The sequence below is a fragment of the Pseudoalteromonas sp. NJ631 genome, assembly GCF_000276645.1.
Taxonomy (GTDB): domain Bacteria; phylum Pseudomonadota; class Gammaproteobacteria; order Enterobacterales; family Alteromonadaceae; genus Pseudoalteromonas; species Pseudoalteromonas piscicida.
Genome location: NZ_AKXJ01000005.1, coordinates 52,805 through 65,074, shown reverse-complemented (window position 1 = coordinate 65,074; position 12,270 = coordinate 52,805). Strand labels below are relative to the sequence as shown.

Annotated in this window: 10 protein-coding genes; 4 read left to right on the top strand and 6 right to left on the bottom strand. The window is 44.2% G+C overall.

The window, feature by feature from the left end; translation table 11 throughout:
- The first annotated feature begins 72 nt into the window (after positions 1-72).
- Positions 73-210 carry a hypothetical protein gene (locus tag A587_RS25165; RefSeq protein ID WP_017217556.1) on the top strand — a complete coding sequence of 46 codons (138 nt, stop codon included), beginning with the start codon at positions 73-75 and terminating at the stop codon, positions 208-210.
- Positions 211-290: 80 nt separating this feature from the next.
- Positions 291-542: a TIGR03643 family protein gene (locus tag A587_RS0110525; RefSeq protein WP_082086201.1), complete on the top strand. Its 252-nt coding sequence runs from the start codon at positions 291-293 to the stop codon at positions 540-542.
- A gap of 44 nt (positions 543-586) precedes the next feature.
- Here the strand turns inward: A587_RS0110525 and A587_RS0110520 are convergent, their stop codons facing one another.
- The 4 genes from A587_RS0110520 to A587_RS0110505 all read right to left on the bottom strand — a co-directional run bounded on the left by A587_RS0110520 (position 587) and on the right by A587_RS0110505 (position 5,002).
- A complete protein-coding gene (locus A587_RS0110520; protein ID WP_017217554.1) occupies positions 587-1,507 on the bottom strand; it encodes an acetoacetate decarboxylase family protein in 921 nt (306 codons plus the stop codon).
- Positions 1,508-1,736: 229 nt separating this feature from the next.
- Positions 1,737-2,333, bottom strand: a complete 597-nt coding sequence (locus A587_RS0110515; protein ID WP_332306257.1) for a GNAT family N-acetyltransferase — start codon at positions 2,331-2,333, stop codon at positions 1,737-1,739.
- Positions 2,334-2,507: 174 nt separating this feature from the next.
- A complete protein-coding gene (locus tag A587_RS0110510) occupies positions 2,508-4,562 on the bottom strand; it encodes a S9 family peptidase (protein ID WP_017217552.1) in 2,055 nt (684 codons plus the stop codon).
- Between the two features lie 134 nt (positions 4,563-4,696).
- Positions 4,697-5,002 (bottom strand): hypothetical protein, encoded by a 306-nt coding sequence (locus A587_RS0110505; RefSeq protein ID WP_017217551.1) that lies wholly within the window; start codon positions 5,000-5,002, stop codon positions 4,697-4,699.
- 96 nt (positions 5,003-5,098) lie between these two features.
- Between A587_RS0110505 and A587_RS0110500 the strand changes: the two genes are divergently transcribed.
- Entirely contained in the window at positions 5,099-6,004 is a 906-nt protein-coding gene (locus tag A587_RS0110500; RefSeq protein WP_010379313.1) for a LysR family transcriptional regulator, read from the top strand.
- Here A587_RS0110500 and A587_RS0110495 read toward each other — a convergent pair.
- Positions 5,987-8,587 (bottom strand): TonB-dependent receptor, encoded by a 2,601-nt coding sequence (locus tag A587_RS0110495; RefSeq protein WP_017217550.1) that lies wholly within the window; start codon positions 8,585-8,587, stop codon positions 5,987-5,989. The genes A587_RS0110500 and A587_RS0110495 overlap by 18 nt on opposite strands.
- Positions 8,588-8,686: 99 nt before the next feature.
- Here A587_RS0110495 and A587_RS0110490 point away from each other — a divergent pair, with 99 nt between their 5' ends.
- Positions 8,687-10,792 (top strand): winged helix-turn-helix domain-containing protein, encoded by a 2,106-nt coding sequence (locus A587_RS0110490; RefSeq protein ID WP_017217549.1) that lies wholly within the window; start codon positions 8,687-8,689, stop codon positions 10,790-10,792.
- A gap of 35 nt (positions 10,793-10,827) precedes the next feature.
- Here A587_RS0110490 and A587_RS0110485 read toward each other — a convergent pair whose 3' ends face one another.
- Complete coding sequence (locus A587_RS0110485) at positions 10,828-12,156, bottom strand: TonB family protein (RefSeq protein WP_017217548.1); 1,329 nt, start codon at positions 12,154-12,156, stop codon at positions 10,828-10,830.
- Positions 12,157-12,270 lie beyond the last annotated feature (114 nt).

Sequence of the window (12,270 nt, the reverse complement as noted above, 5' to 3'; positions counted from 1 at the left end):
AGCAAATAAGGTGGTTTACATTACTTCATTACTTTGCCACATTAACTACTGGTTTAGATGATGGAACAATCAATGAAATGTGATAAACAAAATGCCAATCGAAAAATAGGTCTGGGGCTTGCTATAGGCGCGGGAATAGGCACAGCCGTGGGCGTTGCATCAGGGCAGATCATGTATACCTTGCCTATCGGCATTGCTATGGAATATTGATTGGTCGTAAGTATTTTTAATCTATTTTGGCACTTGGTGCGTACGTGTGATTCTAATTAGAATACAACAAGGTTAAGCAAGTGCAATATAGTGACTCAGAAATTTCCAGGATCATTGAAATGGCGTGGGAAGATAGGACGCCATTTGAAGCTATCGAGCGACAGTTTGAGCTTAGTGAACCTGAAGTGATCAAGTTGATGCGTAGCAGCTTAAAATCCAGTAGTTTTAAGCTATGGCGGCGACGAGTAAATGGCCGTAACACAAAGCATATTAAACTCAGAAGCAAAGCGGTAAATCGCGGATATTGCAAAACGCAATACAAGCAAAGGTAATTAAAATGCAGAGGCCGTTAAGCCTCCGCCTATACTAATGAAGGTTACCTATCGTAAAGCGGTAGCGCAACGCCTTCAACGTTAGTGAATTCTAATACCGCGATAGGAGTAAACTGCGTTTTGCGTAAAAATCGCGTGGTGATACTTTTTGGTGAGTGAATCGTAAACTTACCAACGAAAGGCAAGATCCAGCCGCTAGCAGAGGCCAATACTCCACTTAGTTGAGGGATCTTAGAGTCATCGGGAAGGTTAAAGCTGGGCACAACGTTGTCACCGACTGAGTACAGTGGCGTGTTTGTGCCAATTTTGCGCTGATATTCAGCACTGAGCAAAGGCTTACCATTTTTCTTGGCCAGCTCAAGACGATGTGTATTTTCACTTAGGGTGATGTCAACTTGGGCCAATTGTTTGGGGTAACCCCATATTTCACCGGCCTCAACCGCTTTCGCATTGTCCAGCATCAAATGAAAGTTGAATGAGGCGTAGTCGTGAGGGAGCCCCATCGACTGCTTTTCAGCATTGGCAGTATTGATAGTTGTAAATGCAGCCATTGCATAGTTTACCTGTGCTTCAAGGGAGTTCAGGTCGCTTGGACAAGGTAAATCGAGATCTGGCGCATTTCTGCGTTGAATAAAAAACGTCGCGACCGTTTCGTTGTATGCTCCTGCTGGACTTTCTGTGATTTTTTGAGTGTAAAAAGCCGCAATACCTTTTCCGGAGCTTTTGCCATCACATTTTGGCGTAACAACTTTCCAACCGTCATTCCATAAAAATCGTTTTGCTCGTTTTGCATTAACTAAACCGAGGACTGCACTGGTTGCTTCTCCCTTGACATGAAAGGGGACAGAGATTTCAGTGCCGTCATCCAAGTATTTTATTTCAGTGGTTGGGTATGTATTTTCGAGGTCAAAGGCGAGAGTGTGGGCGCTAAAGATGAGTCCTAGCACGACTGCATTTTTTATCATTTTGCTTTCCTTAAGTAGTGAGATCAACAAAGTAGATTGTCTAATTCAAGACAAGTTGAGTAATTGTTTCCTTTTTAGGGATGTTATGTTAACAGCGGAATGTGAAAAATCAAAGTGCTTTAGTTGATAGAGTATATTGGTGGTTAGCTCTCAAAGCGACATTAAGTATGTCGCTGATTTAAAGTGATTAAGTCACTAATTTAATTTAGGGAAAAGGCTATTAGTTTGGTTAGTTTACATCGCTTGCAAGTAAGCCATATAGTGCAGAGTCTGAAACTTCGCCAGCAATTTCCCAGCGAGCACGTAAGTGACCTTCTTTAGTAAACCCAAGTTTTGCCAGTACTTTGGCTGAGCCGGTATTAGCGGGATCAATCTCTGCTTCAATACGCCTTAACTGTAGTGTTGAAAAAGCATAGTCAATGAGTGCAGAGCCTGCTTCTTGAATGACACCTTGCCCCCAGTGAGATTTGGCAATACCAAAGCCAATTTCGGCGCGACGTGACTCTTTATCCCAGCTAAACAGTAAACACTTGCCAATTAATGCTTCATCAATTTTTGAAACAATTGCCAGTGTGATCGCTTGTTGCGTAGTCAAGTCTTCGTGTGATTGCTTGATAAATTGCGTTGCATCGTCAAGGCATTCCCAAGGTGGCGTGTTCCAATAGCGCATGACGTCTGCGTCCGAGAATATGGCAAATAGTGCTTCGGCATCTTGTAAAGTTAGGGGTCTAAGTGTGAATCGCTCGGTGTCGAGTTTGATTGTAGTTATACCAGTTGTATTAAGTAAATGATCTATCTTGAAGCGGGGAAATAGCTTTAGTAGCAAGGCAAAAATTTTGCTATTTAGTTGTTCTAAATGAGAAATTTTTAAAGAAGCTAATATGCTATTTCACCCTTCAAATTGATTAGAGAATTAATTCAATTGGTATTAATTGCAATATCTTTTTTCCTTGATAAAAAAGGGCGCCAATTAGCGCCCTCAAACAATAAGCTAGCTTACTTATTTATTCGCGTCTTTAACGGCTTTTAGCTTCGCCGCGTGGTCAATTTCATAATCTGGCATGTCTTTTTTGCCTTCGATTAGGTAGTTGTCCATCCAGCGCATCAAGCGCAAGCTGTAGTCATATTGAGCCGCTGCTTTGCGGTTACCATGACCTTCGCCTGGATAGTAAATTAGACGTACGTCTTTACCTTGCACTTTCATATAGCGATATAGCTCCATAGATTGTGCAGGGTGTACACGTGGGTCATCTTTACCATGCATAATTAGTAATGGCGTCTTCGATTGACCAGCCCAGTAAATCGGACTGCGCTCTAGGTACCACTGCCATTTATCCCAAGGGTAAGAGCGAGCGTGCACTAGGTACATTTCGTTTGAGATATCGGTAGTACCAAACTTAGATAGTTGGTTAGTTACCCCAACAAACATCACGCTTGCCGCAAAGTGTTCAGTTAGTTTTGTAGCACCCCAAGCAGAGGCATAACCGCCGTAAGAGCCACCAGTAATACCAACACGCTTGGTGTCTACTAAACCGGTATTGACTAGGTATTCTTTCATATCTACTAAGTCGTCAAACTCTTTACCTGCGTAGTCGCCTTGGCCAAGTTTTGAGTAATCAACGCCTTTACCTGTCGAACCACGGTAGTTTGGATAGAATACCGCATAGCCGCGTGCTGCGCCCATTTGACCCGGATCTGAATAGCTCGTGAGCCAGCCATTCTTATCGTGGCTTTCAGGACCACCGTGCACTGACATGATCAGTGGATAACGCGTACCTTCTTGATAATCAAGTGGATAAATTAATACGCCACCAATTTCAACACCATCGCGGGCTTTGAAGTTAATAGCCTCTTGTTTTGCAAAACGTTTGTTGTCTAACCACGGGTTTGAGTTTGATAGACGAGTTGCTTTGCTTGAGCGGATCACAAACACTTCATTTGGGTGCCTAGCGGTATTTGCACGTAGGGCAATGGTTTTGTCTGAATCAGAGATTGATAGATTCGATGCGATAAACTTACCTTCTTTGATAAGTTTCTTGTATTTGTTTGAGCCAACTTTAATTTGGCCAACAAAACTCTCAGCGCCGACGTTTGCAATGAAAGTCAGCTGGTTTTTACGGTTTGACCACTCAAAATCACCGATGTGACCCATAAAGTTTGGGATCCACTCTTCTACTTTGCCGTTTTGTGCATCGGCAAGGTATAAGCGACCTGTTGCCGGATCGTGCTTATCTTCAGCGCCTAAAATAGCGATGTATTTACCATCGTGAGAAAACTCTGCGGTACCAAGCTTACCTTCTGTTTTGAATGACGTGGTAATTTGTTGTGTTTTCGCATCGAGTACATGCCATTGTGATTTCATGTACTTATCATCAATAAGCGCTGTTGGCTGGGTTTTTACCAGTAATTTAGAGGCATCGTCAGCCCAGTTGATTTCACTAACATAGCCTTCGATGTTCAGTGCCGCTGGAGTCAGCGGTTTTTCTGATGCTGCAAGATCAATGATATGAAGCTGTTTGTTCTTTAGACCCAGTTCATACACTTCAGCCATAAAACCAAGCTTTTTCAGCTCTTTTTCTGACTTATCGGCAGCTGGCATTGCAAGGATTGCAACCTGTTTGCCATCAGGGCTTAGGCTATAAGCCGAGATCCCAGTTCCTTTTAGTGAAAGCACTTTCTGTGCTTCCCCACCGTTTACCGCGATGCGATAAAGAGCGCGTTGCTTGTCTTCTTTTTTCTTGGTTAGGAAATAAATGAACTGACCGTCGGCCGACCAAGAGATGCTTGAGATGCTCACTTTACCAGTGATAAATGGGCGCTCTACCCCTTCGTCGTCAATCACATAAAGTTCACTATAATTAGAACCATTTTGGTCAACGTAAAGCTCGCGCGGTACAGAGCGAGTAAAAGCAACGAGTTCGCCGTCAGGACTCACCGACGTTGAGCTTACCGATTGGATCTTTGGGATGTCTTCAATAGTGATGGTATCGCTTGCGAGGCTTGCAGCACTGGTGAAGCCCATTGCTAAAGCCAAAGCAGACTTAAGTAGTTTCATTATTTATCCTAAATTTTCATTCACTTGTTGTAACTTCAAGATGAAGTTTTTAGGCATTCTACTTGTCACTAGAATAAAAACCAATGTTTGCGATTAATTGTCGGTTAAGCCTGATAAAGCGAAGCCGTTATCTTTTATAGGCCAAAATTCAGCGCCCCTGAATAATCAACCTGAAACGGCATAAGGTGATTAAGTGCATACGAAATGTTGGCTTTGTCATCCATGATGTAGATAGAAGCACCACAATGTTTGCAAAAACCATGCTCTTGGATGGTTTGAGCTTTCGAATGCGGCACCACAAATCGTTCGAGAGATTTACAAGGATTTTCGATAAGACCATGAGCCTGAATAAACTGCACACCAGTGCATATTTCGTTGGCTGTTGTCGTGGTGAAAATACGATAGTGGATCTGGCCGCAGTGGCACGACGTGGTGATCATGTTGATGTCCTTTATTTTCTTTTGAGTTAAGTTTACTTTTTATTTTTAGTTAATATATATTCATTTGGTGTAAAGACTTTTTCCTAAGAGGAAATAATGAGAAAGGAATACGATAAACTTCACTTACTTAAAATATTATGTTGTGTCGCTGAGCAGCACTCCTTCAGCCGAGCTGCAGAGCAGCTCGGTACCACGACATCAGCGGTGAGTAAATCGATAGCTCAGCTAGAGTCATCTTATGGACAAGTACTTTTAAATCGAACAACCCGTAAACTCGCATTGTCTGATGCCGGTAAGTTGGTGTACGAAAAAGGGAAAAAGATCCTTCGTGCGCTACGCGATTTGGAAGAAGAAGTCGAACAGGTTGGAGTGCATCAATCTGGTCACCTAAAAATAACCTTTCCAAATACGATAGGGCGTATGCTACTGAGCCAAATTTGTATCGATTTTCAAAAGCGCTATCCACAAATAAAGTTAGAGCTGATGTTTACCGCAGCAAATCAGGATCTTATCGAAGATGAGATTGATGTGGCTTTTAGGCTGTCTGCTGCACTCAAAGACAGTCAATTTTATGTTTTGAAATTAATCAATATAAACTCGACTTTTGTAGCCACGCCGAGCTATTTGGCCACGCACGGGAAGCCCGAGCAATTGAGCGAACTGAGTCGGCATAACATGTTGTTATCTAAACTTAATCATGTTGAAGATAGTTGGCATGACGGAGCTCGAAGTTATGCTCTGCAAGGTAATTTGATAGCGAACAGTCGCTTTCACATTCGAGAGGCGGTGTTGGCAGGATTGGGGATTGCCATGCTACCGTCTTATTTCTGCCAACGAGATATCGATTCGGGCGCTTTGGTTGAACTGTTCCCCGAGCAAAATAGACCCGAAGTTACTTTGCATGCCATATATAAAGTGAAACGAGAGCATTCTGCAAAGCTGGACCTATTCTTAGGGTTTGTACAGGCGCAATTATCATGCAAATCAGAATTGGTATCTTAACCCCGCGTAGTAGCGCCGACCATTCACATATACCCCTGTTGGTGCGTACTCATTGCGATCATAGGTATAGATTTGTTCGTCGGTTAAATTAATAAACTCAAATTGCGCATCAAGGTTATCACTTAATTTCACCGTGAGGCTGCCGTCTAATTGGCCGTAATTATCCATCATGGTCTCTCCTACACCGGTGGCAAACTGGGTTCGATAATTATAGCTAAGCCGTGCGCTAAATTGGTGGTTCTCGTAGTAAGCGGTGAGATTAGCGCTGTGTTTTGAGGTGCCTGGCACTTTGTCCTGTAAGCCAACGTCAGCGTTGTCACGTTCGCCATCAACGTAGGTGTAATTGGCGATTAACCCAAATCCGTACGCAAGTGTTTGCTGGTAGCTTAGTTCAACGCCACGGATACTGCCGCCAGCGCCATTACTGGGTCTATCGATAGACATCAAAATGCCTTCGTGACGCTCAAGTTTCCGCTCAAACTCAATAAAAGACTCCACATCCTTATTAAATAAGGCGATTGAGGCGAGTCCGGCATCGTCAAAGTACCACTCAAGGCTGGCATCAAACTGCGCCGCTCTATATGGATCTAGGCTGGCGTTACCACCTTGTCCTTGAGCTTGGGTCACGTTGTAATTGGTTGAGGGCATAAGGTGGTGAAATTGCGCTCGTGACATGACGCGCGCAACGGAAAAACGGCCAACTAGACTCTCGCTTAAATCAAACTTGATATTGGCGCTGGGTAGAATATCGATGTAATCCCGGGATTCTTCATGCCAAACATAGCTGTCGGGCGCTTCGATGGGGGAGGCGACACGTTTAAATGCGGCAGAGTCTTGAAAGGTTTTGACCACCCGTACCCCAATGTTGGCTGCATAGGATTCACCAGCGAGTTGCATTTGACCGTAAGCGGCGGCAGTTTTTTCTGTAATATGAAAACGACTGGCCTTTTCTATCTCTTGTTCAAAATTGAGCGTATCGAAGTCTTTGGCGAGCAGCGTAATATCGGCATAACTGTAGTTTTTTAAGGTGTTTGCACTACCTACGCCGCGCAAATAATCATCCACAAAAGTGCCCGGATAGGCGGCCAGTGTAGTGCCAAGCTCGCCGGCTAAACCATCAAGCCCTCCATCTTTGGAGCGATAGCGCAAAAAGTCCCGTTGATGATCCTTGAGTTTAATGCCAAATTTAATCGCGTCGACCTGTTTAAAGTCGATATCGTACGCAAAATCGGCTTGCGCGAAGTATGATTTATCTTTGCCATCTTGGCTGTCATTTCGAGCTTCGGTGATAAACCAACTCGCCGCATCTAACGGTGAAGTCCCATAACTTGCGACGATATTTTTTCGCATTGACGTATCAACGTGAAAACGGGTATTAGCAGAAAACTGTGACGTGACGTCTTCTTTGGTGCCACCTGAGCCGTGGCTGAGGCCTACTTGAAACTGGCTCGACCAATAAATGCCATCATAGACCAAGTCTAGATGGGCACTTTTGGTGCTGATCTGCGAGTCTCGCCAAATGGCTTCCATGCTGGTATTGAACGGCGCTGCTGTGGGTAAATAGTTGGCGCTCACCAAAGTACCATCTTGTACTTGTAAATCGGTTACCCCGCCGCCTAGGTCAATAGACTTTGCACTTTGCCAGAGAAAGTTTTGATTGTTGTTGTCTGCGTTTAGGTGAGAATAAAGTAAGTGACTATTTAACCTAAGTCGTGGGGAAAGCTGAAACGCGGCATTGACTGTATAAGCCTGCAACTCTCTTTGCTGCTGAAAAATCGCCGAACCCCCACCTCCAGGAAACCATAACGTCTGGCTTTTATCTTGTGGGGTCTGCTGGGTGGCGTACCAAGTATCATCATCACCTTGGTATAACGTCCTATCGTGCCATCCCCAAGATTCTAAGCCGTCGCGTCTGAGGCTGCGATCTCGCCGTGTTGCAGTAAAAAGCACAGCATAGTCGCCACTTTCGCTATGGTAGTTATAAATTGCAGATAATTGTGGGTCGAGTTTATCGCTCAAGTCACTGTATTGGAACTGGGCCGTTACAACGCCATAGCCTGAAGGCGTAAGCAGAGGGTCGCGGGTTTTTATATTGATTGCACCACCTAATGACCCTTCATCCTGCATAGCTTGTGGTGTTTTGAACACCTCAAGGCTAGAGACTATTTCACTGGGTAATAAAGTAAAATTAAAGCCACGGCTTGGCTGACTTGAGATCCACCAGTCAGCGGAGGCGAGATATTGACCATTCAAATAGGTCCTATTTTGCTCGGGGGTTGTGCCTCGCACGCCAATCCGTTCACCTTCACCTTGTGCTCGAGAGAGTGAGATACCGGTGATCCGTTGCAGCGCCTCTGCCACGTTTTTATCTGGAAACTTACCTATGTCTTCAGCACTGATCGTATCTGAAACTTGTTGATTGTGGCGTTTATTACTGAGAGACTTGACAACGCTGTCATGGAAGGCACGGATTTCGATGCGTTCTATGGTATTTTCAGCTGTCTGATTTTGCTCAACGGCATAACTTGCAGCTGTGATAAAGAATGCGCTACAAGAAACTGTTCGGATGAGAAATTCTGACATTGTGCTCAACTTATAATACGAGTAAGTTACCTTTAGTTGATACTCATAATACGCTTTTATTACGAGCCTAACCATAGTTTTACAAATTTTTAGTAGTTGATGGTTGAAAACTTAGATAAACGTTTTTTAATCAATGAGATACTTGTCGACCTGAGCAATTTATCTGTGTGTGTTGACGGTTCTTGGAGAAGCATCGAAGCGAAACATGCAGCATTATTGCGTCTATTGATTGCTAACAAGGGACAGGTTGTTACCAGAGATGCCATCTTAGATATCGTATGGCCCGGTACTATCGTCAGTGATAACTCTGTTAGCCAGCTGGTGGTACAGCTACGTAAGCTGCTTGGTGACAGTTCAAACGAGCCAAAAATAATTAAAACGGTACCTCGCCTAGGTTATCAATGTATTGCACAAATTGAAAAAGCCCCGACGCTACTTGAGCAAGTAGAGGAGCTGTCTCGTGGGCGTGGCGCGCAATTTGCGCTGCTCGGGTTTTTTATGGGTCTTGTGGTGACTTTGACTGGCGTTTTTATTGCCAAGCAGTGGCAAAATGAATTGCAGCAGCAGCCCGTCACTGCAACTCGGATCACATCCTCGCCGGGTGCTGAAGTCTTTGTGCGCTTTTCTCCAAATGGTAGCTATTTAGCCTACAGCTATTTAGCTGAGGGAGCCGATCAATTTGATTTGGCGGTCTATGATCTTGAGACCAAAACAACCCATACGATAAAAAGCAGCGGTTATAGTGAAGAGTCAGCAAGTTGGTCTTTAGATGGTAACTGGCTGATTTATTCGCGCTCGGATCCGGTTTCCTGTGAAGTACGGGCGTTACACGTTAAAGGTCCAATAGAAATGTGGCGACTAGCGCGCGATAGTGTACTTGGCAGCTGTAATAGCGCACAAGACTCAGCGCCTTGGCTTGAATATCGAGCGGGCCATTTTATCACTAAGTCTTGGGATAAAGCTGGGACCTATTTGCAATCTGTAGCGGTCACTTTTGCGGATAATCATCCTAAAGTGCTCAACACTACGGCGTTGCCTATTCGCGATGTAACACATTATCAAGTTAACCAACAAACGCTGTTGTATCAGGTAAAAGAGCAGGGCGTTTATCGCCTAAATCTGGGGCAACTTGGGGACCCTGGAAGGCAAACTACCACACTCTCCAAGCAGTCTTTTTCGGCATTGAGTCATGGTTATCAGGACGATACGGTTATTATCGCCAAACAAAACTTGAGTGTACTGAAAGGTCGTGAGCAGCAGTTGTTATACTCCGGATTTGGTACGATATCTGAGATTGATGTTAATTCGCACTTGCGTGCTTCGGCGCACACTGAGGGCGTGGCTGAAATTAACTTTTATCAGCTCGCTGTAGATGCACATAGCGAAGCACAGCAAAAGCAGTTGACGTCGCCCGCAAGGATGGATCTACTTGCCGCATTGTCTGATGATGGCGCACATTTTGTGTATGCCTCTGTGACAGCCAAAAATAATGGTGCGCCACAATTTGAGCTGTGGCATAAACATGCTTTTCGACCAACATCGAGTTTGCTTGGTACGATGCCGCTGGGAGAAGTGCCTATTTTGCTATTGCTGTCGCCTAATAACGAATATCTCGCCGTATTATCAAAGTCGCATAAAGTGTATTTAATAAGCTCTTTTACTAAAGAAGTGAAAAAAGTAGTTGATAACTTTGCAGAAGTTGCTGACTTGCATTGGTCACAGGATGGGAGAAACCTGTATTATCGAGCGAAGCTCTCGACAGAAGCCAAATGGCAGGCATGGCAATTTACCGTATCTCAAGGGCGCAGTGAGCAACAACCTCTGGTGACTCATTCGTCTGATTTATCCCTGACCCAGAAGAACTCAAGCTTCGTGGGGTACAAAGAACAAGTTAGGGAATACCTAGTTGCTGCGCTAACTGAAACAATTGATGTAGAGCAGTTACGTGGGTCTTTATCTCTTTACCAGCCAGCAGTATACCGAGACGGGGTTTATTTTATACTGAAACGAGGTCACCAACTGGTGCTTTATCGCTATTTAAGTAGTGAAAACAAGGTCGAAGAAATTCAACCAATTGGGTTACACCTTTATGCAGGGTTTACCGAGTTACAGGTACTAGCAAGCTTTGATGGCAGTCAGGTCATATTCAATCGGATCAACAACTATGAAAGTGACATAGTATTACTGGAGTACGGTGACCGATGAAGATATCAATGTTTCAAAGCTCAGGTTGGGTACAGTTAGTTAGCTAGTTTTTGCTGGAATAAGCGTATTGCTTTACTACTCCAATTGCGCTGTGATGCCGACTTCAATGCTTTTGAGGCAAGCTTCTTGGCTTCTGACTGGCTATCTGTAAGTTTGGCAGACAGTAGCAGCAGTTCAGGGTGTTCGGGATCGATGGTGAGACCATGGCGGAGCCAAGTCTTGGCCTGAGTTTTGTCGTTGAGACGAGTTAAATAAGTGTTTGCTAATAGAAGTGTGGAGCGCAAATGGCCGTTGTTCGAAGCTTCGGTAAGTACTTGTAGCGCACGTGGAGTATCTTGCAGCTCTGTGTTTGTAAGTAGTGATCGTGCTAAGCGATATTTTGCGATATCCATGGTTTGTGCTGCGTGTTCAAGCCAAAGTACACTAAGTCGATGTTCTCCCACATTGATAAGTTGAGTTGCTAAGCGATATTGTGCCAAGTCCAAGCCATTTTTGGCTGCGGCTAAATATAATTCATTTTCTGGTTCTTCAGCGCGCCAGTGATAGCGCAGCAGCTGATACGCGTTGTAATCTTTCATACTCAACCAGTTAGCAATATAGTATTGTACTTGCGCCACACCACGTTCTGCAGCGTCGATATTCTGCTTTAGCTGTTTTTCGTAGGCCTTCTTTTGAATGGCTAAGGTTTCGCGATATTGCTCGCCTTTATATGTCGCAAAATGGTAAATCAGCGTGTGTGCTTGCTTTGGTCCACTATATCGCCACTTCTCTACTGCATTTAACAGGCTAGCGGTGAATATATGCTTGGGATAGCTATCAACAACCTCAATATTGGTTGCCTTACCGCTTTGGTCGATATCAAACTCTAACCAAACCCAGCCCTCAACCCCTTGCCGTACGGCCTCATCAGGGTAGTCAGGTAATACATCATGAGTTTTACTCGGCGTAGAAACGATATTGGGTTGTTTGAGCCGGGCAAGGGTTGAATCAAGTAAGTAGGTGTCTGCTAAACGATTTTTTTGAAGTGTTACGAAATCCTTTAAGCCACTTTGGTCGTCGGACTGTTGCAAAACGAGTTGCGCAGTTTGAAAGGCTTCAGCAATACCGAATTCTTTAGCCAATGAAAACCAAGCAAAGGCATTTGCGGCACTTTGTTCGGTTCCTTGACCGTACAAATACATCACCCCAAGATTATACATGGCGTCTGCATTGCCTAACTGAGCTAGGCGATTGAATTCAGAAAATGCAAGAGTGAACTCTTCATTCTGATAGGCGAGGGTAGCATCGTAAAGATCGGCTTTTGTCAGCCAACTTATGCTCAGCAAAAATGAAAAAATAAGCCCAGAAATGAGATTGTTGCGCATTTTATTGATTACTCATCCTCGGACTGCTCTTTGGGGTCGTTATGGTCATTTTGAAAAAGCTATATAACCACAATATAAGGGAAATTTAAATAATAAAAGCTGATAGCAAACGCT

Excerpts from the sequence above, each read along its gene's own strand:
- A587_RS25165 (WP_017217556.1), top strand. The coding sequence starts at position 73 with ATGAAATGTGATAAACAAAATGCCAATCGAAAAATAGGTCTGGGGCTT.
- A587_RS0110520 (WP_017217554.1), bottom strand. The coding sequence starts at position 1,507 with ATGATAAAAAATGCAGTCGTGCTAGGACTCATCTTTAGCGCCCACACT.
- A587_RS0110510 (WP_017217552.1), bottom strand. The coding sequence starts at position 4,562 with ATGAAACTACTTAAGTCTGCTTTGGCTTTAGCAATGGGCTTCACCAGT.
- A587_RS0110505 (WP_017217551.1), bottom strand. The coding sequence starts at position 5,002 with ATGATCACCACGTCGTGCCACTGCGGCCAGATCCACTATCGTATTTTC.
- A587_RS0110500 (WP_010379313.1), top strand. The coding sequence starts at position 5,099 with ATGAGAAAGGAATACGATAAACTTCACTTACTTAAAATATTATGTTGT.
- A587_RS0110495 (WP_017217550.1), bottom strand. The coding sequence starts at position 8,587 with ATGTCAGAATTTCTCATCCGAACAGTTTCTTGTAGCGCATTCTTTATC.
- A587_RS0110490 (WP_017217549.1), top strand. The coding sequence starts at position 8,687 with ATGGTTGAAAACTTAGATAAACGTTTTTTAATCAATGAGATACTTGTC.
- A587_RS0110485 (WP_017217548.1), bottom strand. The coding sequence starts at position 12,156 with ATGCGCAACAATCTCATTTCTGGGCTTATTTTTTCATTTTTGCTGAGC.